This is a genomic window from Pseudomonas sp. FP215, from assembly GCF_030687795.1.
Taxonomy (GTDB): Bacteria; Pseudomonadota; Gammaproteobacteria; order Pseudomonadales; family Pseudomonadaceae; genus Aquipseudomonas; species Aquipseudomonas salmasensis.
In genome coordinates, this window is the sequence record NZ_CP117447.1 from 4,450,047 (window position 1) to 4,475,044 (window position 24,998).

The 24,998-nt window shown below is 61.5% G+C and carries 27 protein-coding genes; 11 read left to right on the forward strand and 16 right to left on the reverse strand.

What is annotated here, in order from left to right; genetic code table 11:
- Positions 1-174: 174 nt before the first annotated feature.
- Together PSH76_RS20130 and cysK are read right to left on the reverse strand one after the other, a co-directional pair.
- Positions 175-1,113, reverse strand: a complete 939-nt coding sequence (locus PSH76_RS20130; protein ID WP_003189633.1) for an aspartyl/asparaginyl beta-hydroxylase domain-containing protein — start codon at positions 1,111-1,113, stop codon at positions 175-177.
- Positions 1,114-1,364: 251 nt separating this feature from the next.
- Entirely contained in the window at positions 1,365-2,339 is a 975-nt protein-coding gene (gene cysK / locus PSH76_RS20140) for a cysteine synthase A (RefSeq protein ID WP_032892862.1), read from the reverse strand.
- Between the two features lie 127 nt (positions 2,340-2,466).
- On the opposite strand from cysK, the gene PSH76_RS20145 reads away from it, so the two are divergent.
- The 3 genes from PSH76_RS20145 to PSH76_RS20155 all read left to right on the forward strand — a co-directional run bounded on the left by PSH76_RS20145 (position 2,467) and on the right by PSH76_RS20155 (position 5,666).
- Positions 2,467-3,543 carry a DUF748 domain-containing protein gene (locus PSH76_RS20145; protein WP_003189629.1) on the forward strand — a complete coding sequence of 359 codons (1,077 nt, stop codon included), beginning with the start codon at positions 2,467-2,469 and terminating at the stop codon, positions 3,541-3,543.
- Between the two features lie 99 nt (positions 3,544-3,642).
- On the forward strand, positions 3,643-4,488 hold the full coding sequence (locus PSH76_RS20150) for a MoxR family ATPase (RefSeq protein WP_003210690.1): 846 nt from the start codon (positions 3,643-3,645) through the stop codon (positions 4,486-4,488).
- Positions 4,488-5,666, forward strand: coding sequence for a VWA domain-containing protein (locus tag PSH76_RS20155; RefSeq protein WP_032892863.1), 1,179 nt, complete (start codon positions 4,488-4,490; stop codon positions 5,664-5,666). The genes PSH76_RS20150 and PSH76_RS20155 overlap by 1 nt, the downstream gene beginning before the upstream one ends.
- 108 nt (positions 5,667-5,774) lie before the next feature.
- On the opposite strand, the gene PSH76_RS20160 is transcribed toward PSH76_RS20155, so the two are convergent.
- The 3 genes from PSH76_RS20160 to PSH76_RS20170 are packed head-to-tail and all read right to left on the reverse strand — an operon-like array spanning position 5,775 to position 8,130.
- Positions 5,775-6,692, reverse strand: coding sequence for a biotin-dependent carboxyltransferase family protein (locus PSH76_RS20160; RefSeq protein ID WP_278916077.1), 918 nt, complete (start codon positions 6,690-6,692; stop codon positions 5,775-5,777).
- Positions 6,689-7,393, reverse strand: coding sequence for a 5-oxoprolinase subunit PxpB (pxpB, locus tag PSH76_RS20165; protein WP_305492811.1), 705 nt, complete (start codon positions 7,391-7,393; stop codon positions 6,689-6,691). The genes PSH76_RS20160 and pxpB overlap by 4 nt, the downstream gene beginning before the upstream one ends.
- Positions 7,390-8,130: a 5-oxoprolinase subunit PxpA gene (locus tag PSH76_RS20170; RefSeq protein ID WP_098952423.1), complete on the reverse strand. Its 741-nt coding sequence runs from the start codon at positions 8,128-8,130 to the stop codon at positions 7,390-7,392. The genes pxpB and PSH76_RS20170 overlap by 4 nt, the downstream gene beginning before the upstream one ends.
- Before the next feature lie 175 nt (positions 8,131-8,305).
- On the opposite strand from PSH76_RS20170, the gene PSH76_RS20175 reads away from it, so the two are divergent.
- The gene (locus PSH76_RS20175; protein WP_305492812.1) at positions 8,306-9,226 is read left to right on the forward strand and encodes a LysR family transcriptional regulator; all 921 of its coding nucleotides are present in this window, start codon (positions 8,306-8,308) and stop codon (positions 9,224-9,226) included.
- A gap of 114 nt (positions 9,227-9,340) precedes the next feature.
- Here the strand turns inward: PSH76_RS20175 and PSH76_RS20180 are convergent, their stop codons facing one another.
- From PSH76_RS20180 to PSH76_RS20190, 3 genes are read right to left on the reverse strand one after another with little or no spacing between them, the layout of a single operon-like run.
- Positions 9,341-9,883 carry a DUF2937 family protein gene (locus tag PSH76_RS20180; protein ID WP_034134972.1) on the reverse strand — a complete coding sequence of 181 codons (543 nt, stop codon included), beginning with the start codon at positions 9,881-9,883 and terminating at the stop codon, positions 9,341-9,343.
- 10 nt (positions 9,884-9,893) lie between these two features.
- Positions 9,894-10,670, reverse strand: coding sequence for a class II glutamine amidotransferase (locus PSH76_RS20185; protein WP_003189615.1), 777 nt, complete (start codon positions 10,668-10,670; stop codon positions 9,894-9,896).
- 30 nt (positions 10,671-10,700) lie between these two features.
- Positions 10,701-11,228 (reverse strand): MFS transporter, encoded by a 528-nt coding sequence (locus PSH76_RS20190; RefSeq protein ID WP_305492813.1) that lies wholly within the window; start codon positions 11,226-11,228, stop codon positions 10,701-10,703.
- A 24-nt stretch (positions 11,229-11,252) separates the two neighbouring features.
- Here PSH76_RS20190 and PSH76_RS20195 point away from each other — a divergent pair, with 24 nt between their 5' ends.
- Entirely contained in the window at positions 11,253-13,295 is a 2,043-nt protein-coding gene (locus PSH76_RS20195; protein ID WP_305492814.1) for a S9 family peptidase, read from the forward strand.
- Here the strand turns inward: PSH76_RS20195 and PSH76_RS20200 are convergent.
- Positions 13,292-13,573, reverse strand: coding sequence for a hypothetical protein (locus PSH76_RS20200; RefSeq protein WP_057710843.1), 282 nt, complete (start codon positions 13,571-13,573; stop codon positions 13,292-13,294). The two genes, PSH76_RS20195 and PSH76_RS20200, sit on opposite strands and share 4 nt — an antisense overlap.
- A gap of 78 nt (positions 13,574-13,651) precedes the next feature.
- Between PSH76_RS20200 and PSH76_RS20205 the strand changes: the two genes are divergently transcribed.
- From PSH76_RS20205 to PSH76_RS20220, 4 genes are all read left to right on the forward strand, one after another.
- Positions 13,652-14,338, forward strand: a complete 687-nt coding sequence (locus tag PSH76_RS20205; protein WP_003189610.1) for a spermidine synthase — start codon at positions 13,652-13,654, stop codon at positions 14,336-14,338.
- An 89-nt stretch (positions 14,339-14,427) separates the two neighbouring features.
- On the forward strand, positions 14,428-14,802 hold the full coding sequence (locus PSH76_RS20210) for a YajD family HNH nuclease (protein WP_003189609.1): 375 nt from the start codon (positions 14,428-14,430) through the stop codon (positions 14,800-14,802).
- A 186-nt stretch (positions 14,803-14,988) separates the two neighbouring features.
- Positions 14,989-15,456: an RNA methyltransferase gene (locus tag PSH76_RS20215; protein ID WP_003189607.1), complete on the forward strand. Its 468-nt coding sequence runs from the start codon at positions 14,989-14,991 to the stop codon at positions 15,454-15,456.
- A gap of 67 nt (positions 15,457-15,523) precedes the next feature.
- A complete protein-coding gene (locus PSH76_RS20220; RefSeq protein WP_003189606.1) occupies positions 15,524-15,874 on the forward strand; it encodes a DUF2892 domain-containing protein in 351 nt (116 codons plus the stop codon).
- A gap of 130 nt (positions 15,875-16,004) precedes the next feature.
- Here the strand turns inward: PSH76_RS20220 and PSH76_RS20225 are convergent, their stop codons facing one another.
- A complete protein-coding gene (locus tag PSH76_RS20225; RefSeq protein WP_305492815.1) occupies positions 16,005-17,225 on the reverse strand; it encodes a hypothetical protein in 1,221 nt (406 codons plus the stop codon).
- A gap of 13 nt (positions 17,226-17,238) precedes the next feature.
- Positions 17,239-17,688 carry a YcgN family cysteine cluster protein gene (locus PSH76_RS20230; protein WP_003172524.1) on the reverse strand — a complete coding sequence of 150 codons (450 nt, stop codon included), beginning with the start codon at positions 17,686-17,688 and terminating at the stop codon, positions 17,239-17,241.
- A 153-nt stretch (positions 17,689-17,841) separates the two neighbouring features.
- Between PSH76_RS20230 and PSH76_RS20235 the strand changes: the two genes are divergently transcribed.
- Complete coding sequence (locus PSH76_RS20235; protein WP_003189601.1) at positions 17,842-18,435, forward strand: nitroreductase family protein; 594 nt, start codon at positions 17,842-17,844, stop codon at positions 18,433-18,435.
- 140 nt (positions 18,436-18,575) lie between these two features.
- On the opposite strand, the gene PSH76_RS20240 is transcribed toward PSH76_RS20235, so the two are convergent.
- From PSH76_RS20240 to PSH76_RS20260, 5 genes are all read right to left on the reverse strand, one after another.
- Positions 18,576-19,508, reverse strand: a complete 933-nt coding sequence (locus PSH76_RS20240; protein WP_305492816.1) for a D-2-hydroxyacid dehydrogenase — start codon at positions 19,506-19,508, stop codon at positions 18,576-18,578.
- 107 nt (positions 19,509-19,615) lie between these two features.
- On the reverse strand, positions 19,616-19,909 hold the full coding sequence (locus PSH76_RS20245) for a YcgL domain-containing protein (protein ID WP_005786089.1): 294 nt from the start codon (positions 19,907-19,909) through the stop codon (positions 19,616-19,618).
- Positions 19,906-21,039 carry a ribonuclease D gene (rnd, locus tag PSH76_RS20250; protein WP_305492817.1) on the reverse strand — a complete coding sequence of 378 codons (1,134 nt, stop codon included), beginning with the start codon at positions 21,037-21,039 and terminating at the stop codon, positions 19,906-19,908. The genes PSH76_RS20245 and rnd overlap by 4 nt, the downstream gene beginning before the upstream one ends.
- A 122-nt stretch (positions 21,040-21,161) precedes the next feature.
- Positions 21,162-21,761, reverse strand: a complete 600-nt coding sequence (locus PSH76_RS20255; protein WP_305492818.1) for a class I SAM-dependent methyltransferase — start codon at positions 21,759-21,761, stop codon at positions 21,162-21,164.
- Positions 21,762-21,862: 101 nt separating this feature from the next.
- Complete coding sequence (locus tag PSH76_RS20260) at positions 21,863-23,233, reverse strand: glutamine synthetase family protein (RefSeq protein WP_047710317.1); 1,371 nt, start codon at positions 23,231-23,233, stop codon at positions 21,863-21,865.
- Positions 23,234-23,681: 448 nt separating this feature from the next.
- Between PSH76_RS20260 and PSH76_RS20270 the strand changes: the two genes are divergently transcribed.
- Positions 23,682-24,455 (forward strand): transporter substrate-binding domain-containing protein, encoded by a 774-nt coding sequence (locus PSH76_RS20270; protein WP_032892878.1) that lies wholly within the window; start codon positions 23,682-23,684, stop codon positions 24,453-24,455.
- Positions 24,456-24,998 lie beyond the last annotated feature (543 nt).

Genomic DNA, 24,998 nt, shown 5'->3' on the forward strand with positions numbered 1-24,998 from the left:
CAACGCAGATCAAATGTGGGAGCTGGCTTGCCTGCGATGGCGGTGGGTCAGCCAACATTTTTCTAGCTGATACTCCGCCATCGCAGGCAAGCCAGCTCCCACAGTTTTGATCACATTCCAGGCATGAAAAAGGCGCTGCATCTTTCGATACAGCGCCTTTTTACGGTGTGCGGTTTAGCCGAACAGCCACTTCCACAGCAGTACCAACACCACTACCGCCAGCACCGGCCGCGCAATACGGTAGGCCTTCGGATGCTTGCGTTTCCACTGCTTGACCTGGCCGCTGAACTTGTCGCTGAAGGTCTTGCTCCAGGCGTACGCCTGGTTGATGCCGCCCACGCGCTCGTCATCGAGGTTCTGCGGTGCGGTTGCGCGGCCCAGTTGCTTGCTGACCCAGCGGTTGATACGGGTCATCACGCGGTTGCTCAAGGGGCGCTCAATGTCGCAGAACAGGATCACACGGGTCTGTTCGGTTTCGTTTTTCACCCAGTGCACGTAGGTTTCGTCGAACATCACGTCTTCACCGTCGCGCCAGGCGTAGACCTGGCCGTCGACGAAGATACGGCAGTCGTCGGAGTTCGGCGTGGCAAGCCCCAAGTGATAACGCAGGGAACCGGCGAACGGGTCTCGGTGCGGGTTGAGGTGACTGCCACCCGGCAACAGCGCGAACATCGCGCCCTTGACGTTAGGGATGCTGCTCACCAGAGCCACAGTCTTGGGGCACAGTGCCTCGGCCGAAGGCAGCGGTTTGTCGTACCACTTGAGGTAGAAACGCTTCCAGCCCTTCTTGAAGAACGAACCGAAACCGGCGTCGTTGTTCTTTTCGGCGGCGCGGATGTAGCCCTCGTCGAACAGGTGCATGGCCTCTTCGCGGATCACTTCCCAGTTGTCCTTGAGCACATCCAGTTCCGGGAACTTGCTGCGGTCCAAGTACGGCTTGGACGGCACCGCGGAAAACAGGTACATCAGGGCGTTATACGGGGCGAACAGCGCCGAATGATTGACAAACTGACGCAACATCGGCAAACGGGCCTTGCCACGCAGGTGCACATACAGCGTGCTGCCGATGAACAGCAGCAACACCGACAATTTGGCGGCCAAAGAAAAGGTCATGCAGCAACTCCTGGAAATAAGCGCCTGGCCAGCAAATTTCCATCAATGGGAAACCAGACGTAACAGCCGGCCATGATAAACACTTGAGCCATTATGCAGAAGGCCCAGGAAAACGGACTGACCTGTATCAACCCCCCGCAACCCTTGTAGGAGCGAGCTTGCTCGCGAAGAACGTCAACGATAACGAGGGTTTACTGATACAACGTGGCGTTCTCAGGTTTTTCGCGAGCAAGCTCGCTCCTACAGTCGTTTCAGGCCTGGTTTTCCTGTTCGGTAAACAAATCGCTGAACAACATGCTCGACAGGTAGCGCTCACCGGAGTCCGGCAAGATCACCACGATAGTCTTGCCCTGCATTTCCGGCTTCTCGGCCAGACGCACGGCCACCGCCATGGCGGCGCCACAGGAGATCCCGCACAGAATGCCCTCTTCCAGCATCAAGCGCCGGGCCATGGCCTTGGACTCTTCGTCAGTCGCCAGCTCCACACGGTCGACCATCGACAGGTCGAGGTTTTTCGGCACAAAACCGGCGCCGATCCCCTGGATCTTGTGCGGGCTGGGCTTGATCTCTTCACCTGCCAATGCCTGGGTGATCACCGGGGAAACCATGGGCTCCACGGCCACCGACAGGATCGGCTTGCCCGCCGTGTTCTTGATATAGCGCGATACCCCGGTGATGGTGCCGCCGGTTCCTACGCCCGCCACCAGCACATCCACGGCGCCGTCGGTGTCGTTCCAGATTTCCGGGCCGGTGGTTTTCTCGTGAATGGCAGGGTTTGCCGGGTTGTCGAACTGGGCCGGCATAAAGTAGGTGGCCGGGTCGCTGGCGACGATCTCGGCGGCCTTGTCGATGGCACCCTTCATGCCCTTGGCCGGCTCGGTCAGCACCAGTTCGGCGCCGAGAGCCTTGAGCACTTTACGGCGCTCAAGGCTCATGGACGACGGCATGGTCAGCAGCAGTTTGTAGCCACGGGCGGCGGCGACAAAGGCCAGGCCGATACCGGTATTACCTGAAGTCGGCTCGACAATGGTCATGCCCGGCTTGAGCTTGCCGCTGCTTTCCGCATCCCAGACCATGCTGGCGCCAATGCGGCACTTCACCGAATAGCCGGGGTTACGCCCTTCGATCTTGGCCAGGATCGTCACGCCCCGCGGTGCGATGCGGTTGATCTGAATCAGGGGCGTGTTACCGATGGAGTGCGCGTTGTCTGCAAAGATGCGGCTCATGGCGGTTCCTATTGTCGAGGCGTTGGGAAAGGCCCCAAGGGTATGCCTCGTGCTCCCAAGCGTCCAGACGGAGGAACGTTGCGCCAATCAGAACAGTCAATCTCCTACAAGCAAGGAGAACTGCCCTATGAAACGTCGCTACAGTTGGCCGTTAGGGACCATCGCCGCTCTGGTGCTGGTCTTGATTGCCATCCACCTTGCGCTGCCCTACCTGGTGCGCAACTACCTGAACGACAAACTCGCCAACATGGGCGATTACCGTGGCGAGATTGCCGATGTGGACCTGGCGCTATGGCGCGGCGCCTACCGGATCAACGGCCTGCAAATCGTCAAGGTGGACGGCAAGGTCCCGGTGCCGTTCGTCAAAGCACCGCTGATCGAATTCGCGGTGAGCTGGCATTCGCTGTGGTACGACCATGCCGTTGTGGCCGAGGGGCATTTTGTGCGCCCGCAGATCAACTTTGTCGATGGCGGTGCCAACAAGCAGGCGTCCCAGACCGGTAAAGGTACCGACTGGCAGGAACAACTGCGCAAACTGTTGCCGATCACCCTCAACGAAGTGCGCATCGAAGACGGTGAGATCGCCTTCCATAACTTCAGCTCCAAGCCCCAGGTGAATATCAACGCCACCGGGGTCAACGCCAGCTTCTATAACCTGACCAATGTGGTGGATGTCAAAGGCAAGCGCGACGCGCGCTTCGAAGGCAAGGCACTGCTGCAAGGCCAGGCGCCTCTGGAGGCCAACGCCACTTTTGACCCACTGAGCGATTTTGAAGAGTTCGAATTCCGCTTCCGCGCCCGCGACCTGCAACTCAAGCGCATGAATGACTTCGCCTCAGCCTATGGCAAGTTCGACTTCAAGGCCGGCACGGGTGACGTGGTGATCGAAGCCCAGGCTGAAAATGGCCGGCTCACCGGCTATATCAAGCCGCTGCTGCGCGATGTGGAGGTGTTTGACTGGCAACAAGACGTTGAAAACCAGGACAAAAATATCTTCCGCTCGATCTGGGAAGCCGTGGTGGGCGCCAGCGAAACCGTGCTGAAAAACCAGCGTAAAAACCAGTTCGCCACCCGTGTAGAGCTGAGCGGTAGCGTGCATCAGCAAAATGTCAGTGCGTTTTCGGCGGTGATCGCGATTCTGCGCAATGGGTTTATCCAGGCGTTCAATGCCCGGTATGAACAACCCAAGCCATCGGCGGACTGAGCCTGACCCGCCATTCAGAGACTGAATGCCGCGTCTGCGTTCACAGTCGCCGGGGCTGCGCGGTATAGTCAGGCCATTGATGAATTCGAGGAATGACCGATGAAGTTCGAAGGCACCCAGGCCTATGTGGCTACCGATGACCTGAAACTGGCCGTCAACGCCGCCATCACCCTGGAGCGGCCGTTGCTGGTCAAGGGCGAACCGGGCACCGGCAAGACCATGCTTGCCGAGCAACTGGCCGAATCCTTCGGTGCCAAGTTGATCACCTGGCACATCAAGTCCACCACCAAGGCGCATCAAGGCCTGTACGAGTACGACGCGGTCAGCCGCCTGCGTGACTCGCAACTGGGCGTGGACAAAGTGCACGACGTGCGCAACTACCTGAAGAAGGGCAAGCTGTGGGAAGCCTTCGAGTCCGAAGAGCGGGTGATCCTGCTGATCGATGAAATCGACAAGGCCGACATTGAGTTCCCCAACGACCTGCTGCAAGAGCTCGACAAGATGGAGTTCTACGTCTACGAAATCGACGAGACCATCAAAGCCAAGAAACGCCCGATCATCATCATTACCTCCAACAACGAAAAAGAGCTGCCGGACGCGTTCCTGCGCCGCTGCTTCTTCCACTACATCGCCTTCCCCGACCGCACCACCCTGCAAAAGATCGTGGATGTGCACTACCCGGACATCAAGAAAGACCTGGTCAGCGAAGCGCTGGACGTGTTCTTCGATGTGCGCAAGGTGCCGGGCCTGAAGAAAAAACCTTCCACCTCCGAACTGGTCGACTGGCTCAAGCTGCTGATGGCCGACAATATTGGCGAAGCGGTGCTGCGCGAGCGCGACCCGACCAAGGCCATCCCTCCCCTGGCTGGCGCTTTGGTTAAGAACGAGCAAGACGTGCAGTTGCTGGAGCGTCTGGCGTTCATGAGCCGTCGCGGTAATCGCTGATGCTGCTCAACCTGTTCAACGAAATGCGTGCCGCCAAGGTACCGGTGTCGGTGCGCGAGCTGCTCGACCTGATCAACGCGCTCAAACAGCGCGTGACCTTCGCCGACATGGACGAGTTCTACTACTTGGCCCGGGCGATCCTGGTCAAGGATGAGCGGCATTTCGACAAGTTCGACCGGGCCTTCGGCGCCTATTTCAACGGCCTGGAAAAGCTCGACGACCACCTGCAGGCGCTGATCCCCGAAGAATGGCTGCGCAAGGAATTCGAACGCTCGTTGAGCGATGAAGAACGCGCGCAGATCCAGTCCCTGGGTGGCCTCGACAAGCTGATCGAGGAATTCAAGAAACGCCTGGAAGAACAGAAAGAGCGCCATGCCGGTGGCAACAAGTGGATCGGCACCGGCGGCACCAGCCCGTTTGGTTCCGGTGGCTACAACCCCGAAGGCATTCGCGTGGGTGACGCCGGCAAGCGCCAGGGCAAGGCCGTAAAAGTCTGGGACCAGCGCGAGTACAAGAACCTCGACGACCAGGTGGAACTGGGCACGCGCAACATCAAGATCGCCCTGCGCCGCCTGCGCAAATTTGCGCGCCAGGGCGCGGCCGAAGAGCTGGATATCGACGGCACCATCGACCACACCGCCCGCGATGCCGGCTTGCTGAACATCCAGATGCGCCCCGAGCGGCGTAACACCATCAAGCTGTTGCTGCTGTTCGACATCGGCGGCTCGATGGACGCCCACGTGAAGATCTGCGAAGAGCTGTTCTCCGCGTGCAAGACCGAGTTCAAGCACCTGGAGTACTTCTACTTCCACAACTTCGTGTACGAATCGGTGTGGAAGAACAACCAGCGCCGCACGTCCGAACGCACCTCCACCCAAGACCTGCTGCACAAATACGGCGCCGATTACAAAGTGATCTTTATCGGCGATGCGTCCATGGCGCCTTATGAGATCACCCAGGCCGGTGGCAGCGTCGAGCATTGGAACGAGGAACCGGGGTATGTGTGGATGCAGCGCTTCATGGCCAAGTACAAGAAGCTGATCTGGATTAACCCCTACCCGAAAGATACCTGGGGCTATACGGCGTCGACGGGGATTGTGCGGGAGTTGGTGGAGGATCAGATGTATCCGCTGACGCTGCGTGGGTTGGAAGAGGGTATGCGCTTTCTCTCCAAATAACACCACCGCCTTACTGTAGGAGCGAGCTTGCTCGCGAAAAACCTGAGACCGCCGCGTACATCTGGATGCCCGCGTTATCGTTGACGTTTTTCGCGAGCAAGCTCGCTCCTACAAGGGTTGGCTAAAGCGCTGCAAAAACTTGATGTGCTGCCGATGCGCAGCCTCCTGCACCACCGGGGCCAGCCGCACCTTCTGCCCCGGCAGACATTGCGCCAGCCGCGCCAGCGACAAGGGCGTCAGCGCTCCCAGGCGCGGATAACCACCGATCGTCTGCCGGTCATTGAGCAACACAATCGGCTGCCCATCCGGGGGCACCTGGATCGCGCCCAACGGTATCCCTTCGGAAATCAACGACGGCCCCTGGTACTGCAACGGCGTGCCCAGCAAGCGCATACCCATGCGGTCGGCACGGCTGTCCAGGGCCCATTCGCTGTTGAAGGCGTCGAACAGACTCTGCCCGCTGAACTGGCCTATCTGCGCGCCGATGATCACGTCCAGCGATGCACCGGATTGCAAATCCGGGTTGGCCAGCACCTTCATTGCGCCGCCCGTACCGGAGTAAGCCAACCGCCCGCCTTCGGCCAACGCCTTGCCAAAACCGTCCACCCCGCCCAACGCTTCGCGCACCACCGTGGCACAACTGCCCAGTACAGCCTGCGCATCAAAGCCACCAGGTGCCGCAAGATAAGCGCGCGCGCCATTGAACGGCTGGGTGAAGCGCAGGCGCTGGCCCTTTTGCAGGATAAAACTGCGACCGGGGCTGATCGCACGCTCATCGACATAGGCACCCAGATCCGCACCGGCCAAGGCCAGCAGGCAATAGTCCTCGGCCTGCAGGGTAAAGCCGCCCAGGGTGATTTCCACCACCGGCGCATCCAGGGCATTGTCCAGCAGCCAGTTGGCCCAGGACATCGACACCCAATCCAGCGCGCCGCCCTGGGTCACGCCCAGATGACGCACGCCAAACCGCCCGGCGTCCTGCAACAGGCACAGCGGTGTGCTGGCCTCGATGATCAAGCGGCTCATGCCTGCGCCTCCAGCGGCGTGTCATCGCCACCCAGATTGACGAATTCGGCGTGGCTGACCGGGGCGAAGCGCACCGTGTCGCCGGGCTGCATCAGGCTGTAGCCGTCGCGCTCACGGTCGAACAGTTTGGCCGGGGTGCGGCCGATCAGGTTCCAGCCGCCTGGGGACACCACCGGGTAAGCGGCGGTTTGCCGCTCGGCGATACCGACACTGCCAGCGGCCACGCGTTTGCGCGGCGTGTTCAGGCGCGGGGTGGCGAGTATTTCGTCCACCAGTCCCATAAAGGCAAACCCAGGGGCAAAACCGAGGGCGAACACCTGGTACTCGTGGCCGCTGTGGCGGCGGATCACCTCCTCCACGGCCAGCCCGCTGCGCTGGGACAACAGGGCCAGTTCCGGGCCGACACTCAGGTCGTACCACACTGGCAACACATGGCACTGGCCACTCCCCTGAGCCTGGGGTTGCAGATCGGTGAGGGCCTGGTCGATCAGCGCCCGGGCCTGGGCCGGGGTGAGCGCCGTGAGATCGTAATGCACCATCAAGGTGGTGTAGGACGGCACCAGGTCCACCAATGCCGGGCCAAAGCCATTGCGCAGGCGCTCGGTAGCCGCGAGCATCCACGGCATGTTGGCTTCGGTGATCACGTCAAACAGGCGCACCATCAAGCAGTCGATCGCCACCACTTCAATGCGTGGGTTCATGCTGTTTTCAACGCTTCGCGGATACGCTGCACGGCGGCGACCGAACTGGCGTTGTCGCCATGCACACACAAGGTATTGGCCTGGAGCACCAATGGGCTGCCGTCGCTGGCAATCAGCGCTTCGCCACGGGAAAGGGTCAGGGCCTGCTGCACGATGGTCTCGGCATCGTGATGCACCGCGCCCGGTAACTGCCGGGACACCAAATGGCCCTTGCTGTCATAGGCACGGTCGGCAAAGGCTTCGAACCACAGGGTCACGCCGTATTCGTCGCCCAAGGCCTGGGCCGCGCGGTTGTCACGAGTGGCCAGCAGCATCAGCGGCAGGTCGCCGTAGGCCGCCACGGCCTGGATCACCGCACGCAATTGCGCCGGGTTGGCCATCATGTCGTTGTACATCGCGCCATGGGGTTTCACATAGCTGACGCGCCCGCCCTGGGCCCGGCAGATGCCGTCCAGTGCGCCGATCTGGTAGTGCAACAGGTCCTGGATTTCCTGCGGCGTGTAGTTCATGGAGCGCCGGCCGAAGCCTTGCAGGTCCTGGTAGGCCGGGTGGGCGCCCACTTGCACGCCATGCTTGAACGCCAGGCTGACGGTCTTGCGCATGATGCTCGGGTCGCCCGCATGGAAACCGCATGCCACGTTGGCGCAATCAATGAACGGCATGACCTCGGCGTCCAGCCCCATGGTCCAGTTGCCAAAGCTTTCGCCGATGTCGCAGTTCAGTAGCAGGCGGCTCACGGTGGTCGCTCCTGTAGGATTTGTTTTCTTGTAGTGTGGGATTTTTTACGCAGAACTCGCAACTTGTCCTGACACCCCAACGACGCTTATCGTGGAATAGCTCGATTTTTGGCGCTTGCCCGGTGCGACGTCCAACTAATAAAAACCGATCCATGCATAAGAAAAAGTTGATCCCATGAATTTGAAGTTCCTCGAAACCTTCGTCTGGGTGGCCAAGCTCAAGAGCTTCCGGCTCACGGCCGAGAAGCTGTTCACCACCCAAGCCTCGATCTCCAGCCGCATCGCGGTGCTGGAAAGCGAGTTGGGGGTGAAGCTGTTCCTGCGTGATTCGCGTGGCGTGAGCTTGACGCCGGAAGGCTTGAAAGTGCTCGACTATGCCGAGCAGATGATGGTGACCATGCAGGGCTTGAAGCAGTCCCTGGAGACCACCAGCAGCAAGGTCGGGCGCATTCGGATCGGCGCGATGGACACGGTGATCCACACCTGGCTGAGCCCGCTGGTTGCTGAACTGATGAAGCTGTACCCGCTGGTAGAGATCGAGTTGGTCGCCGATACCGCGCTGAACCTCAGCGATCAGCTGCAAAAAGGCTTCCTCGACCTGATCCTGCAAACCGACCTGCTGCGCCTGGAAACCGTGCGCAGCCTGGAGCTGGCCAGCCACCCCATGGCCTGGATCGTGGCCAGCCAGTCGATCTACAACCGCGACTACGCGTCCCTCGCCGAACTGGCCCAGGAACGCATCATCACCTACTCGAAAAACTCACACCCGCATCAGGACGTGTTGAGTTTGATGCAGGCCAATGGCGTGGCCGCACCGCGCATGAACTGTGTGAACTCGGTGTCGGCGATCACCCGGTTGCTGCGCGATGGCTTCGGCATTGGCGCGCTGCCGCCGGTGCTGGTCAGCGAAGAGCTGGAGCGAGGGGAATTGGTGATGCTGCCCATGGCCCAGCGCCTGCCGAACTTGCAGGTGGTAGTGTCGTGGCGCGTGGGGGTGGAATTGGTGGAGGAGATTGTGGGGTTGTGCCAGAAGGTCGTGGCGCGCTATGCCGAGGAAGTGGGTACAGAACGCATGCAACTGAATAAACCCGACTGATCGTTCCCACGCTCTGCGTGGGAATGCAGCACAGGGCGCTCTGCGCCCTCACGCGCGACGCGGAGCGTCAGAAAAAGCATTCCCACGCGAAGCGTGGGAACGATCAGTGGGTCGTTACAGGCCCTTGAGGTCCCGCTCTTCGATGGGTCGGCTCTGGCGCAGGCGCCGGCCGCCTAATACCACCCAATCGATCAAGCGATACAGGCATTCAATGCCGAATGACAACAACATCGCCCCGCCCAAGCCCCAGCCCATGGCTTCGGGGGTCAGTAGAATCTGGTAGCTGTAGCCATTCCAGGTCTCCAGACGGATATCCGGGTCGGCGGCCACCGCCACTTGCAGGGCGCGGATGTACCACGGGCCTTGCATGGCCTGGTATTGCTTGTCCAACTCGAGTTGGCGATCGAGCATGGCGCCCAGGCTGCTGGCGTCGCTCTGGAATACCGGGTCATCGCTGGCGCGGTAATGCGCCACCAAGGCTTGCATATCACCGTTGAAGAACTGCTGCGCCGTGGACTCGAAACCGCGCAAGCCGGTCTGGGCCTCGATCAGGTGGGCCTCGACGCGCTTGGCGTAGTCATTGATAAACCCCGGCACCTGCACGCCGACCAACAAGCCAACGGCAAACAATACCAACCGCAGATAGCTCAGCAACATGCTCGATTCCTTACTCGGTAACGCCCTGGCTGACACATTCACCGCGTCGCCACAGGCTCCATTGGCCCGGTTCGTAGCGGGTCCAGTTTTCGTTGTCGGTCAAGGGCTCGGTGGCGATCACCGTTACCACATCATTGGGGGTGGTTTCGGCCTGAAAATCGACGATCACGTCGACATCTTTCAAGCGCGCCGGGCCAAAAGGCGCACGCCGGGTGATCTGCGCCAGCTTGGTCGAGCAATAGCAGAACAGCCAGTCGCCGTCGCTGAGCAGGCAGTTGAACACGCCTTTGCTGCGGTACTCGGCGCAGGCGGCGATCAGGTCGGGCAGCACCTGTTCGATGTCCACCGGCTCGGGGAAGGCCTCGCGCACGCGGTTGAGCAAGTCGCAGAACGCCGCTTCGCTGTCGGTATCACCCACCGGCCGGTAGAAGGTGGCGCGGGGGTTGAAGTCCGCCAGTTGGCCGTTATGGGCAAAACACCAGTTACGCCCCCACAGCTCGCGCACGAACGGATGGGTATTGGCCAGGCTGACCTTGCCCACGTTGGCCTGGCGGATATGGCCGATCACCACTTCGCTCTTGATGGGGTAACGCTGCACCAGCAATGCGACTTCCGACTCGCTGCTGGCGGCCGGGTCCTGGAACAGGCGCAGGCCACGGCCCTCATAGAAGGCAATGCCCCAACCGTCGCGGTGCGGGCCGGTACGCCCACCGCGCTGCATCAGCCCGGTAAAGCTGAACACAATATCGGTGGGGACGTTGGCACTCATGCCCAATAATTCACACATGCCAGGGCTCTCGCTGCAGGGCAAACAACGTTAAAGGCGCGGCTCGACCCGCATACCACCGGCAGGCGCCGGGCGACGGAACGGTTCGTCGTCTTCCGGCTCGGCGGCCAAGGCGGCATCCGCAGCCGCCTTGCGCTCACGGCGAGCGTTGGCGGCGCGTTCGATGGGCCAGCGAATCAGCACAAACACGATGTACAGGGCAAACGCAATCATCGTGTACATGAACAGGTCGGAAATGGCGCGCCAGGCGTTGTTGCCGACCTTGAGCACCAGGTCCAGGGCGGTAATGGCCACGGCCGGCGCAAACTGGGTCTTGACCGGGTCGACAATGGTCGGGCTGAACAGCAACACCGCCATCAGCAATTGCAGGGGCTCGCGCAGCCAGCGCCAGATCCAGCGGGTCATGCGCCACCACACCAACAGGCAGCCCAAAGCGGCGAAGGCGTAAAGGCCCCAAGCGGTCAGATAGTCGTTCTCGGTCATGGTGTCCATGGCAAGGTTGGCAAACAGGCGGCTATGATAACGGCTTTTGCGTGTCGCGGCTGCAATGCCTGCCACCGTCTGCCAGATAGGGAATTATCCATGCCTATTTCCACCGCACCGATTGCCCGCAAGGCCCCAGGCCCAGACCCGTACGCCTGGCTGCAAGAACGCGACAACCCTGAGGTGCTCGACTACCTCAAGGCCGAAAACGCCTGGCAGGAAGCCCAACTGGCCGATCAGCAGGCGTTGCGCGAGACCCTGTTCGACGAGATCAAGGGCCGCATTCTGGAAACCGACCTGTCCCTGCCCTCCCCTTGGGGCCCGTATTTGTATTACACCCGCACCACCGCCGGCGACGAGTACGCCCGCCACTACCGCTGCCGCCGCCCGGCCGATGACAGCAACCAGGTGGACGCCAGCAGCGAAGAACTGTTGCTGGACCCGAACGTGCTGGCCAATGGCGGATTTTTCTCCCTGGGCGCGTTCAGCATCAGCCCTGATCATCAACGCCTGGCCTACAGCCTGGACACCAGCGGCGAAGAGATCTACACCCTGTTCGTGAAGGAATTGGCGACCGACAAGGTCAGCGAACTGGCGTTCGACAACTGCGACGGCAGCATGACCTGGGCCAACGACAGCCTGACCCTGTTCTTCGGTGAGCTGGACGACACCCACCGCCCGCACAAACTGTATCGCTATCGCCTGGACGGCACCGCCGCGCAGGAAGTGTTCCACGAGCCCGACGGCCGTTTCTTCCTGCATTGCTACCGCTCAAGCTCCGAGCGCCAACTGTTGCTGGCCCTGGGCAGCAAGACCACCAGCGAAGTCTGGGCTCTGGACGCCGAGCAACCGCACCTGGCCTTCACCTGCCTGGCGCCACGGGTCGAAGACCACGAATACGACGTCGACCACGGCAAGCGCAATGGCCAATGGACCTGGTTTATCCGCAGCAACCGCGACGGCATCAACCATGCGCTGTACGTGGCCGCCGACACCGGCACGCCGCCCACCGAAGCCGACTGGCAGAACCTGATCCCCCACAGCGATGAGGTCATGCTCGACGGCGTGAGCCTGAACGCCGACGCCATGACCCTGAGCCTGCGCATTGGTGGCCTGCCGGTTATCGAAGTACACCCTGAGAACGTGCCGGCCTATCGGGTGCAATTGCCTGACGCCGCCTACAGCCTTTACGTACAGAACAGCCTGGAGTTTCCCAGCGACAAGATCCGCCTGCGCTATGAGGCCTTGAACCGTCCGGCCCAGGTGCGCCAGCTCGACCTGGCGACAGGCGCGCAGGTCGTGCTCAAGGAAACCCCGGTGCTGGGCGTCTTCAACGCCGACGATTACGTCAGCCAACGCCTGTGGGCCACTTCTGCCGACGGCACCCAGGTGCCCATCAGCCTGGTGGTCAAGCGTGACCAGCTCGGCAAGCCGACGCCGCTGTACCTGTATGGCTACGGTGCCTACGGCTCAAGCCTCGACCCGTGGTTCTCCCATGCGCGCCTGAGCTTGCTCGACCGTGGCGTGGCGTTTGCCATCGCCCATGTGCGCGGCGGCGGTGAGCTGGGGGAAGCCTGGTATCGCAACGGCAAGCAGGAACACAAGCAGAACACCTTCAGCGACTTTATTGCCTGCGCCGAACATTTGATCGCCGAGGGCCTGACCACCTCCCAGCAACTGGCGATCAGCGGCGGCAGTGCCGGTGGCCTGTTGATCGGCGCGGTACTCAACCAGCGCCCGGAGTTATTCCAGGCGGCGATTGCCGAAGTGCCGTTCGTCGATGTGCTCAATACCATGCTCGACCCGGAACTGCCGCTGACCATCACCGAGTACGACGAATGGGGCAACCCCGAGGACCCCGAGGTGTATGCGCGCATCAAGGCCTACGCGCCGTACGAGAACGTCAGCGCCCAGGCTTACCCGGCCACGCTGGTGATCGCCGGCTATAACGACAGCCGCGTGCAGTACTGGGAAGCCGCCAAGTGGGTGGCCAAGCTGCGGGATACCAAGACGGACGACAACCTGCTGCTGCTCAAGACCGAGCTGGGTGCCGGCCATGGCGGCATGAGCGGGCGCTATCAGGGGCTACGTGACGTCGCCCTCGAATATGCCTTTGTGTTCAAGGCCCTCGGCCTGGTCTAACCGCCTGGCGTCTTTGGCTTGCTGTCGTTCTGCTGCAGGCCAGGGACCGTCTGGTCCTTGGGCGGCGCCGGCAGCACGATGGGCGCCAGCGGTGGCGCGCCATTATGGGTCTTGGGCGCTACAGGCGGCGTGACTTGCGGGTACAACGTGGGCGTTGGCGTGCCCGGCGCGCCTGGGGTTGGCGTGGGCGCGACCGGTACGGTTTGTAACTCCTGAGCCTGCGCGGTACCCAATGCGAGCGCGCTCAACACAATGACCGTTAGAATGCTGCACTTCATCGATGGCTCCATGGCCTGACCGGAATGCCTTAAGGCTACTCCCAACCGCGCAAGAATGCCCTTCCCAATGAGATTTCCATGAAACGTTTCGTTCTGCTGGACACCACCCCAATCCCCGACAACGGCGGTGCCTTGTGCCTGTTCGAATACGGCGAAGACTTTGTCATCAAGATCCAGGGCGGTGACGGTGGCCAGTTGATGAACACGCGCATGCACGGCTCCGAAGATGCCCTGGCGGAGATTCCCTGCCGCAAAGTGGCCGGGCGCCCGGGTTCACGGGTGCTGATCGGCGGCCTGGGCATGGGCTTTACCTTGGCCGCGGCGCTCAAGCATTTGGGTAAGAGCGCCGAAGTGGTGGTGGCCGAACTGGTGCCCGGCGTCGTGGAATGGAACCGTGGGCCGCTGGGGGAAAAGTCCGGCCGCCCGCTGCTGGACCCACGCACCGTGGTCCGCCAGGAAGACGTGGCCAAGGTACTGCAGGCCGAACCCCAAGGTTTTGACGCGATCATGCTCGACGTCGACAACGGCCCCGAGGGGCTCACGCAAAAGGCCAACAGTTGGCTGTACTCGGCCAGTGGCCTGGCCGCTTGTGCCAAGGCTCTGCGGCCCAAAGGCGTGCTGGCGGTGTGGTCGGCCAGCGCCGACAAGCTGTTCAGCGACAAACTGCGCAAGGCCGGTTTCAAGGCCGAGGAAGTGCAAGTATTTGCCCATGGCAACAAGGGCACGCGGCATACCATCTGGATTGCAGAGAAGCTCAAGGGCTGATCACGGTTGATTCAATAACGCCAATCCCCGGTGGGAGCGGCTAGAATCAACCTTGTCCGTGAACCACCCAACAATAGCCAGGAGCCATGATGAGCTCGAACAACCCGCCCTCCCACACCGCCAAGCTGGACCGCATCCTTGCCGATGCCCAGCGCGACCGCGAAATGGGCTACCGCGATAAAGCCTTGAAGATGTACCCCCACGTGTGTGGCCGCTGCGCCCGTGAGTTTTCCGGCAAGCGCCTGAGTGAACTGACCGTTCACCACCGTAACCACAACCATGATGACAACCCCCAGGACGGTTCCAACTGGGAGTTGCTGTGCCTGTACTGCCACGATAACGAACACTCGCGCTACACCGACCAGCAGTACTTCGGCGAAGGCTCCACCAGCAGCCCGAGCATTGCCAAGGCGACGCACAACCCGTTTGCGGCGTTGGCGGGGTTGATGAAGAAGGACGACTGAAGCCCTGGCTGACTGTCCCGGCCCTTTCGCGAGCAAGCCCGCTCCCACATTTTGATGTGTGAACACATTCAAATGTGGGAGCGGGCTTGCTCGCGAAGGCGGCGGCTGCAACAACACATAACTTGTTCCCGACCGCCGTCCCACATTCCCCGTATAATCGCCGTTTTTCTCAAGGCACCCTTCCCCGTGGGCAATAAACGCTACAGCTGCATCGGTCTGTATAACCCCAAATCCCCCGAAAACGTCGGTTCGGTGATGCGTGCCGCCGGCTGCTACGGCGTGGCCTCGGTGTTCTACACCGGCGTGCGTTACGAGCGCGCCCGGGATTTCATCACCGACACCAAGAAGGTGCACCACGACATCCCGCTGATCGGCATCGACGACCTGAAAAAGATCCTGCCCCTTGGCTGCATCCCGGTGGCCGTGGAACTGGTCGAAGGCGCCCGCCCGCTGCCTGAATACACCCACCCCGACCGCGCGCTGTATATCTTCGGCCCCGAAGACGGCTCCCTGGACAAAGAGATCCGCGACTGGTGCGAGGACGTGGTGTACATCCCCACCACCGGCTGCATGAACCTGGCGGCCACGGTCAACGTGGTGCTCTATGACCGCCTGGCCAAGGGCAACAACACCCGTTCGGGCCCCAAGTACTGAGATTGCGGGAACATCCGGCACGTGCGCGCAGTCAGCTAGTAACACTTGCCCTTGTTGGAGACTGATCATGAGCGACAGCAAAACCTTGCGACCTGTCATCGAAGCCACACCGTTGAAGCCTCAACCCACCCAGAACGTGCATGGCTGGGAGCGTATCGGCTCGGTGGCCGGCGGGGTGATGATGGTGGGTAAAGGCCTGCGCCGCGGCGGGATTTTCGGCTTGATCCAAGTGGCGATTGGTGGCGTGGCACTGGCCCGTGGCTTTACCGGGCACAGTTCGCTCAAGGACAAACTGGAACAGGGCCGCCAGGAAATGAACAGCGTGCGCACGAAAATCGAGCGCGCTGGGGAAGAGTTGAAGAACCTGAAGACCAAGGCCGAAGTGGCGGCGGAAAAGGCTGTGAAACCTAAAGCCTGATCCCTGCCTTCAAGACTGTGAAGATCTAAATTGTGGGAGCGGGCTTGCTCGCGAAGGCGGTGTGTCAGTCACGCATAGGCCTACTGAACCACCGCCTTCGCGAGCAAGCCCGCTCCCACAGTTTTGTTGCTCAGCGCAGTAATTTGGAATCCAGCACCACCGACGACTCACCGATCACACTCTCGGCCAACTGCACGAACTCTTGGGTGTTGATGCTGTTCACCCGCATCACTGCCTGCGCCAGATCGTCCAGGGAGCGTTTGTTGTGGGTCTTCACGCGGATCTCACGGTCCAGCTCCTGCAACACCACCACTGAACGCGCCAGCGTCGCGCCGTTGACGTGCTCGCCTTTGAGCGTGGTGACGTCTTTGCCTTCTTTGGTCAGCCGCGCCTGGATCGCCGCATAGCGTTCATCGGTGATGCCACCGGCACGTCGCATCAGTTCAATCGCGTAGTACTCGCCCAAACCTTCGCTGATCCAGTCACTGCTGTCGTGGTCATTAAAGCGCCCGATGGCCTGCACCACTTCGCGCAGCAACGGGCTGCTGCCATTTTCGCCAACGAGCGGCGTGCGGCTATTGAGGTAGATCGAGTCGCGTAACGAATAAGCCCCTCGCCGCATCGGGTCACTGGCGCCGACGATCAACAGTTTGCCGGGATGGCGCGGGAAGGCGGCTTCCACCTGGGGCCAGACAAACGTCAGCAACGTCAGCACGTCCATGCGACGCATGCCCTGACCCTTGGGCGAGGCCACGGTGACATCGGTTTCACCCAGGCGCAGGCGGCGGCTGCCGAGGTTGCCCGCCAGCATCCAGCCGGTGGGGCGGTCGAACAGGCGGGAGACGTTGTCGATGCGAAATTTGTTTTGGCCAATGCGCGGCCAGGCGGTTTCGACGCTTTTCCACCCCGTCGGCAGTTCGAACAGCAGGCGTGAGACCAACTCGATGCCGTCTTGCTGGTCGAGACGTGCGGCCGGCACCAAGTCTTCGCCGCGCAGCAACGCCCAGCTGGGCGTGATGCGTGTGTCATACACGCCGGGCTTGCGCGCATGGGCCAAGCGCACCCGGTAGGTCAGGCTGGCCTTGTCAGGGCTGGGTTGCCACAGGCCACGGTTGCCCGTGACTTGCCACTGGCCATCGGCCTTGAAGTCGCTGTAGTCACCGTCGCGGCCTAGGTCGAAGTTCAGGCTGCGCACCGCCGCGCCCTGGGACAGGCTGACGCGCACCTCGGCCTGCTGGCTTTGGGGCAACAGCTTGATGTGGTAATCCAGGTCGACTTTCTTCGCGCACCAGCCCGGCCCGCTCAGCGCCAGCACGACCAGGCCCGCTGCCCACTTGGCGGCCACCTTCATACACACTCCTCGTTCAGCCTGCGCGGAAAATCAGGTAATCCTCCCAGTCGTCCTCGGGCACGCTGCCTTCGCTGAGCATGCGCCCGGACTGGGAAATGCGTTCGTGGTGCACCGCGTCACGGTCGCCGCAGACCAAGTGATGCCACAGCGGTAAGTCCTTGCGCTCGCTGACCAGGCGGTAACCGCAGGTCGGCGGCAACCATTTGAATTGGTCGGCCTGGCCCGGCGTGAGCTGGATGCAGTCGGGTACCGAGGCGCGGCGGTTGGGGTAATCGGTGCACTGGCAGGTTTTCAGGTCGAGCAGTTTGCAGGCAATACGCGTGTAATAGACGCTGTTGTCGTCTTCATCCTCAAGCTTTTGCAGGCAGCACAGGCCACAGCCGTCGCACAATGACTCCCACTCCTCCTGATCGAGGTGCTCAAGGGTTTTGCGTATCCAGAAAGGTTCGACTTTGGCGGCCATGGCTCTGCATCAGTATCGGAAGGTGAAAAGGCCGCCAGTCTAGTGCCCAAGCCCGTTGGGGCCAAGCGCTTACGACTGACGGTGTTGCAAGACTTGTCAGGCCTGGTTGGGCGCAGTAGCGTTGAATCCCGGTTTTTTCATCAGGATCTGTCCATGAGCAATAACCCCCGCGTTGCCGATTATCCGATCCACACCCAATTCACCGAGCGCTGGTCGCCCCGCGCCTTTACCGGCGAGAGCATCCCGCAGGAGACGCTGCTGAGTTTCTTCGAAGCCGCACGCTGGGCGCCTTCGGCCTACAACTCGCAGCCGTGGAGGTTTTTGTACGCGCGCCGTGACACGCCGGATTGGGAGCGTTTCCTGGGCCTGCTCAATGAATTCAACCGCAATTGGGCACAGCATGCGTCGGCCCTGGTGATCATCGCGTCGAAAACCGACTTCATCGCCCCCGGCGCTACCGAAGAAACCCCGGCGCTGTGGCACACCTTTGACACCGGATCGGCCTGGGGCCACCTGGCGCTGCAAGCCAGCCTCAGTGGCTGGCACACCCACGGCATGGCCGGTTTCGATCAGGAACTGACCCGCAAAGAGCTGAAGATTCCCCAGGGTTATGCGCTGCATGCAGCCGTGGCGGTGGGCAAGCTGGGGGACAAGTCGAGTTTGCCGGAGTACCTGCAAGGGCGCGAAATGCCGAGCCCGCGCAAGCCGTTGAGCGAACTGGTGTCCGAGGGGGACTTCAGCCTCTAAGCATCGCCCTCTGACCCTCTGTAGGAGCGAGCTTGCTCGCGAAAAACTCACAGGCGCCGCGTTTATTCAGAAAGTACGCGTCATCGTTGAGGTTCTTCGCGAGCAAGCTCGCTCCTACAGGAGGCCATTGGGCGAGCTGCTCAGTAACCGCGCTCGAAATCCACTTCACCGCGCAATGCTTGCTTGGCCTGATACGCCCGCAGGTTCTGCACAAACAACGCCACCATCATCGGCGGCGAAGTCGGCGCCGAGCTGTGCCCGGTCAACAGCAACCCCCACGCCGTCCAGAACGGGTGGCGTTGCGGCAAAGGCTCCTGGCGGCACACGTCGATCACCGCGCCGGCCAGATGCCCTTCTTTGAGCGCCTCGACCAGGTCGGCGTCCACCACCGCCACGCCGCGCCCGACGTTGATAAACAACCCGGTGGGCTTGAATTGCTTGAACAGCGCCGCGTCGTACAAATCATGGGTATCAGGCGTGTTGGGCAGCAGGCTGATCACGTAATCCACCTCCCCCACCAGCCGGCCCAATTGGTCCAGCCCGGCCACTTCGATAAACGGTGCCTGCTCGCGGGCCTGGCTGGCGATGCCATACAGTTGCACGCCAAACGGCAGCAGAAACTCGGCCACGCTCTGGCCGATATCACCGGTGCCGACGATCAGCGCCTTGCGCCCGGCCAGGCTCTGGCCCATGCGGTTATCCCACTTGCGCTCCACCTGGCTGACCAACCGCGCCAGCACTTCGCGCTCGTGGCCCAGCATGTAGGTGAGGACAAACTCGGCCATGACCTGGCCATAAATGCCCACCGCGCGGGTCAGGCGATAGTCGCGGGGCAAGCCGTCGGCCAGCAGCGGCGTGATACCCGCCCAGGTCGATTGCAGCCATTGCGGGTGATGGCCCTGGCGCAGCAAGGTCGCCAGCAGGTCGGGCTGGCCCAACCACACCGGGCAGTCGGCGGCCAGGCGCGAAAGTTCGGCCGAGTCACCGCTGGTCAGCACTTCGAGGTCTGGGGCGGCGTCCCTGAGCAATTGGGCGTAGAGCGGATGATCCTGTTCAGCAATCAGAACACGCATGGTTCAAACCTTTGAAAAAACAGTGCAGACGGCCGCCCGCATCCTTACGGCCACCGTCCTCTAATACGATTCCATTGAAGCTGTGCCCTGAGGCGGGCACTGGTCGATCACATCGGGTCGTTGCGGCGCAGCAGCTCTTCGGGCAAGTGCTCGATGTACTCGTCCTCGGCCGGCGGCATTTGCAGGTGGTAGCCCTGCTTGTCGAGGTTTTCCAGGACCACGGTGATGTCTTCGCGCGACAGCTTGCGCTCCGGCGTCAGCACCATGTCAAAGGCGTGATGCGCCTTGCCGAAGGCGTCCATCAACGGCTCGGGTACGCGCTCCAGGGCATCGCTCTTGAGCACATAGAGGTACATGCCGTCTTTTTTCTTGCTGCGGTAGATGGAGCAAATACGTTTCAAGGCTGTTCTCCGGCATTGGCCAGGCTGTCGAGCAACGCCTGGCCCATCAACTCACGGCGCCAGCCACGCAGCGAGTCTGGCAATTGGTAAGGCCCATCGGGGTAGCCACTTTTAACCAGGGCTTCGAGGGTTTTCTTGCGCAGCATCAGTTCCGGCGCCATGTCCAGGCGCTCGGCGAAGGTTTGGCCCAGGGCTCGCAGTTGCTTGATCAACGCGGCGGCGTCCACGGGTAACGGCTCTGCCACGGCAGGCGGCCATTGGTCCATGGGCACGCTACCAGCGCGCTTGATCAGGTCCAGCAAAAACTGGCCGTCCTGGCGCACGGTGCGCGGGTGCATGTCTTCGATCTTGCCCAGGGCGGCGAGGTTATCCGGCTGGGATTTGGCCAAGGGCCACAACGAGTGTTCGCGAACGATGCGGTTGCGCGGCAGGTCGCGGGCACGGGCCTGCTGCTCGCGCCAGGCGCACAGTTCACGCAGCACCGCGAGTTGGGCACGGGACAACTTCCACGCCAGCTTGGCGTCGCGGTACAGCTCGTACGGGTCGATCTCGCGGCGCAGGTTGGCCACCAGCTCGGCGCCGTCTTCCAATACCCAGGCGTATTTGTCGTCCGACAGTTGCGGGCGCAGGCGGGTGTAAACCTCGGCCAGGTGCACCGCGTCTTCGGCGGCGTAGCTGACCTGCGTCTCCGACAATGGCCGCTGCAGCCAGTCGGAGCGGGTTTCACCCTTGGGCAGCTCGATATCCAACACCGCTTGCACCAAGCGCGAGTAGCCCATGGAGAAACCGAGGTTGAGGTACGCCGCCGCCAATTGGGTGTCGAACAACGGCACCGGCAAGCTGCCGGTCAGGCGCAACAGCACTTCCAGGTCTTCGCTGCAGGCGTGCACCACCTTGATCACCGCTGGGTTTTCCAGCAAGGCGGCCAAAGGTTGCCAATTGTCGATGGTCAGGGGGTCGATCAGGTAAGCGCGCACGCCATCACCGATCTGGATCAGCCCGGCAATAGGGTAAAAGGTGTCGACCCGCATGAATTCGGTGTCGAGGGCGACGAATGGCAACTGCTGCCATTGGGCGCAATGCTGGCCGAGGCTATCGTTGTCGCAGATCCAGTGAATATCGATGGCCACACGGCTCTCCCTTGAAGAATGGCGCGCAGTATATATCGCGAAAGGGGCTTGCGAGCATCCGCAGTGCACACGCCATCATGAAAACTCCGACAGGAGATGAAGAATAGTCCGACAAAGGGGAGTTATCCCTTCTTACGCAAAACGTAGACGCACCATAGTCGCGAGCCCGGCAGGAACTCTTGGTAGTTGAGGATTTTGAAACCGGCTTGGCGAAACTCGCTCTCTACCGGCGTGCCCACGTTCACGGCAACAATCACGGTGTCGCGGCTGACGCGGTGAAATTCATGCAACAACATGAGTCGCGCATCGCTGTCGGGCACATGGCGAAACAAATCCAGGCAGAAAATGCAGTCCACCGCATTCGCCGAAAGGCCAATGGAAAACGCCGACCCCTGGAATGTTTTGACACGCTTGAGCAACGCGCCCGGGTGATGGGTACGTGCGTGATCGAGCATCGCCTGGGAGTTGTCCGAGGCCAGGATCACGCGGTTGACGTGTTCGGCCAGCACCGGCCAGAAGCGCCCGGAACCGCACGCCAGGTCGAGGATAAGCCCAGGCTCGCCCGCCACCTTCAGGGCTTGGCGCACCAGCCGCACATCGCGCCACGCCGACAGGCGCTGCAACAGCCTGGGCGGACGCGGGTCGCCACAGCCCCTGGCATGCTCACGGTCATAGCGCTCGGTGAATTCGGTCTCGATGGAGGATGGAGGTTGTGGCGACATCGCGGGCTCATGTGAATGAAACGGTAGTAAACGACCTTGATTCGCAGCTTAACCGCCGCAACGTGAAAAAAAGGTCGAAAGCCCCTACCCGCTAAAATCGATCATGCCTGGTGCAAATACCAGCGCCAATCCTGCTCCCCCACCTCGCCCATGAACTGGCGGTATTCGGCACGTTTGACCGCCAGATAAACGCCGAGAAATTCACGCCCGAACGCGTCCGGTGCCCAGTGGGACGTTTCCAGCGCGCGCAAGGTGGTCAGCCAGTCGGTGGGCAGCAGTTCGTTGGCCTGGGCATAACCGTTGCCTTCCACCGGGGCACCAGGGTCGAGCTGTTCGCGGATGCCTCGATGAATACCGGCCAGAATGGCGGCTGCGGCCAGGTAGGGGTTGGCGTCGGCGCCACAGATGCGGTGTTCGATATGCCGGGACTGGGCCGGGCCACCGGGCACGCGCAGGCTGACGGTGCGGTTGTCCACGCCCCAAGTGGCGGCGAGCGGCGCATAGCTGTTGGTTTGGAAGCGCCGATAAGAGTTGGCGTTGGGGCAGAACATCAACAGTGAATCGAGCAAGGTACTGAGCATGCCGCCCACGGCCTGGCGCAGCAGTGGCGTGCCGTCGGCCGCCTCACTGGCAAACAGGTTATTGCCCTGGGCATCGGCCAGGCTGACGTGCATGTGCATGCCGGTGCCGGCCAGGTCGTCGAATGGCTTGGCCATGAAGCAAGCGGTCATTCCATGCTTGTGCGCCACGCCCTTGACCAGGCGTTTGTAGCGCACGGCTTCGTCCATCGCCTGCAGCGCGTCGGTGCGGTGTTCAAGGGTGATTTCCACTTGGCCCGGCGCGTACTCGGAGATGGCCGTGCGCGCCGGAATCCCTTGCAGCTTGCAGGCGCTGTAGAGGTCGGCAAGAAACGGCTCGATCTGCTCCAGCTCGCGCAGGCCGTAGACCTGAGTCGAGCGCGGACGATTGCCATCCACATCCCGTGCCGGTTGCGGGCGGCCGTTGCTGTCGGGCTTCTGGTCGAGCAGGTAGAACTCCAGCTCCGCCGCCATTACCGGGTAATAACCGTCGGCCTTGAGCGCCTCGATAACATTGGCCAGCAGGTGCCTGGGGTCGGCTACAGTGGCGGGCAGGCCTTCGGTGGGGTGCATGCTGACTTGCACCGCCGCGGTGGGGATCAAGCGCCACGGCATGCGTTGCAAGCTGCCGCTGATCGGGTAGGCGCGGCAGTCGATATCCCCCACCTCCCACACCAGCCCGGAGTTTTCTACGTCATCGCCATTGATAGTCAGGCCGAGGATGGTGCTGGGAAGAGGCCGACCACTTTCGTACACCGCCAGCAGTTCGTCGCGGTGCAGCAGCTTGCCGCGCGGTACGCCGTTGTTATCAAGGATAAACAGCTCGAACATCTCAATGTCGGGGTTCTGTTCAAGGAACGCCTGGGCTTCGTGCAGGCTGGCAAAAACACTCATGGGAATTCTCATACGTTTGCGTCAGGCAAGCGCGCAGGCGCCGCCAGGCAGATGCGCACAGGTGCGCGGCATCCATGTGGGTAGATCAACGTAGGAGAGAGGTATCTGGCGGGCGCGCGTGCCGGCAATGGAACAAGGCCCAGAACGCAAGCGCAGACGGCAATGTCGCGGTGTGAGTGTCGGGGCAAGCGTGCATGCGCAAGTCACAGTGAGAGAGATACCTGAGCGTCACACGGTGGGATACGCGGGTCAATTCAGGCTTGACGGAGTTTGGTTGCAGTTTGGCTAAACATTCTGTCTGTAGGAGCGAGCTTGCTCGCGAAGATCGTCAACGAAAACGCGGGACGCCAGATTCACAGCGGCGCACTCAGGTTTTTCGCGAGCAAGCTCGCTCCTACAAAAAACGGGCATTATGCTTGCCTCGACTGTGCCCTAAGGATTCGACTCCATGAAAGCGCCTCTGGCCCTCTGTGTACTGGCAAGCCTGGCCAATGTCGCCCTGGCCGACACCGCCGCGTCACGCCTTGACGAAGTGATTGCACGCGGCACCCTCACCGTGTGTACCACCGGCGACTACAAGCCTTACACCTCGCTGCGCAGCGACGGCGGCTACGAAGGCATCGACATTGCCATGGCCGAGTCCCTGGCCAAGAGCCTCAACGCCAAAATCAACTGGGTGCCCACCACCTGGAAAACCCTGATGCCGGACTTTCTGGCCCAACGCTGCGACATCGCCGTGGGCGGTATTTCCGTGTCGTTGGAACGTCAGAAAAAAGCCTTCTTCAGCCAGTCGCTCGGGGTCGATGGCAAGATCCCACTGGTACGCTGCGCCGACGTGCAGCGCTACCAGACAGTGGAACAGATCAACCAGCCCCAAGTGCGGGTAATCGAACCGGCGGGCGGCACCAACGAAGTGTTTGCCCGTGCACACCTGGGCCAAACGCAAATTCGCCTGCATGACAACGTAACGATTTTTGATGAACTGCTGACGGGCAAGGCCGATGTAATGATCACCGACGCCAGCGAGGCGCGGTATCAACAGAAGCTCAAACCGGGTTTGTGTGCGGTCAACCCGGAGCAACCGATGCAGTACAGCGAAAAAGCCTTTTTGCTGCCGCGCGATGATGTGGCCTGGAAGAGTTATGTGGATCAGTGGTTGCATTTGAGTGTGGCGACCGGGGCGTATGCGGGGATTGTCGGGCAGTGGTTGGCTGCGCCATGAATGTGGCCCCCCGCGGTCTAAATGTGGGAGCTGGCTTGCCTGCGATTTGGCCATAAATACCTACACAAAAAGCTGCTGCAGCCCAAGCTAACCACGATGCGAAGCGAGCCGCTCTTGATCTTGATCTGCTTTTGATCTCAGGCGCCCCGTCAAACCACGCTGGCCGGAATTCGACAGGGATTTGGGGGGTAAACCGGCAGGGATGCCGGTTTAGCCGCCCCGCGCCATGGATGGCGCGTGGCGGCGGCCCCCCAAATCACTGGCGAATTCCGGGCACACCGAGCCTAAGCGAGGTGCCGAGTGGTGGGGCAAGAGCGCTTTGCTTACTTTCGCGCTTTTCGAAAGTGAGCCGCCGTCAGGGCGGAACCCTAAGTAGCCGTTACCGCAGCAATGGATATGTCCACAATCCATCTGTGTTGACTGCCAGGCCGCCTTCGCGAGCAAGCCCCCAACACAGTTGGATTGTGGGGTGTCAGGTGGATAGATGTCGACTGGGAGGCCGTCATCGCAGGCAAGCCAGCTCCCACATTTGGATCGCGGGGT

Bases quoted from the DNA above. Each gene is read 5' to 3' on its own strand.
- PSH76_RS20180 (WP_034134972.1), bottom strand. From the start codon at position 9,883: ATGTTGCTGAGCTATCTGCGGTTGGTATTGTTTGCCGTTGGCTTGTTG.
- PSH76_RS20210 (WP_003189609.1), top strand. From the start codon at position 14,428: ATGAGCTCGAACAACCCGCCCTCCCACACCGCCAAGCTGGACCGCATC.
- PSH76_RS20130 (WP_003189633.1), bottom strand. From the start codon at position 1,113: ATGACCTTTTCTTTGGCCGCCAAATTGTCGGTGTTGCTGCTGTTCATC.
- PSH76_RS20160 (WP_278916077.1), bottom strand. From the start codon at position 6,692: ATGAGCCGCTTGATCATCGAGGCCAGCACACCGCTGTGCCTGTTGCAG.
- PSH76_RS20225 (WP_305492815.1), bottom strand. From the start codon at position 17,225: ATGAAGGTGGCCGCCAAGTGGGCAGCGGGCCTGGTCGTGCTGGCGCTG.
- PSH76_RS20220 (WP_003189606.1), top strand. From the start codon at position 15,524: ATGAGCGACAGCAAAACCTTGCGACCTGTCATCGAAGCCACACCGTTG.
- PSH76_RS20205 (WP_003189610.1), top strand. From the start codon at position 13,652: ATGAAACGTTTCGTTCTGCTGGACACCACCCCAATCCCCGACAACGGC.
- PSH76_RS20195 (WP_305492814.1), top strand. From the start codon at position 11,253: ATGCCTATTTCCACCGCACCGATTGCCCGCAAGGCCCCAGGCCCAGAC.
- PSH76_RS20175 (WP_305492812.1), top strand. From the start codon at position 8,306: ATGAATTTGAAGTTCCTCGAAACCTTCGTCTGGGTGGCCAAGCTCAAG.
- PSH76_RS20155 (WP_032892863.1), top strand. From the start codon at position 4,488: ATGCTGCTCAACCTGTTCAACGAAATGCGTGCCGCCAAGGTACCGGTG.
- PSH76_RS20200 (WP_057710843.1), bottom strand. From the start codon at position 13,573: ATGAAGTGCAGCATTCTAACGGTCATTGTGTTGAGCGCGCTCGCATTG.
- PSH76_RS20260 (WP_047710317.1), bottom strand. From the start codon at position 23,233: ATGAGTGTTTTTGCCAGCCTGCACGAAGCCCAGGCGTTCCTTGAACAG.
- PSH76_RS20270 (WP_032892878.1), top strand. From the start codon at position 23,682: ATGAAAGCGCCTCTGGCCCTCTGTGTACTGGCAAGCCTGGCCAATGTC.
- PSH76_RS20230 (WP_003172524.1), bottom strand. From the start codon at position 17,688: ATGGCCGCCAAAGTCGAACCTTTCTGGATACGCAAAACCCTTGAGCAC.
- PSH76_RS20240 (WP_305492816.1), bottom strand. From the start codon at position 19,508: ATGCGTGTTCTGATTGCTGAACAGGATCATCCGCTCTACGCCCAATTG.
- PSH76_RS20150 (WP_003210690.1), top strand. From the start codon at position 3,643: ATGAAGTTCGAAGGCACCCAGGCCTATGTGGCTACCGATGACCTGAAA.
- PSH76_RS20255 (WP_305492818.1), bottom strand. From the start codon at position 21,761: ATGTCGCCACAACCTCCATCCTCCATCGAGACCGAATTCACCGAGCGC.
- PSH76_RS20145 (WP_003189629.1), top strand. From the start codon at position 2,467: ATGAAACGTCGCTACAGTTGGCCGTTAGGGACCATCGCCGCTCTGGTG.
- pxpB (WP_305492811.1), bottom strand. From the start codon at position 7,393: ATGAACCCACGCATTGAAGTGGTGGCGATCGACTGCTTGATGGTGCGC.
- PSH76_RS20235 (WP_003189601.1), top strand. From the start codon at position 17,842: ATGAGCAATAACCCCCGCGTTGCCGATTATCCGATCCACACCCAATTC.
- PSH76_RS20185 (WP_003189615.1), bottom strand. From the start codon at position 10,670: ATGTGTGAATTATTGGGCATGAGTGCCAACGTCCCCACCGATATTGTG.
- cysK (WP_032892862.1), bottom strand. From the start codon at position 2,339: ATGAGCCGCATCTTTGCAGACAACGCGCACTCCATCGGTAACACGCCC.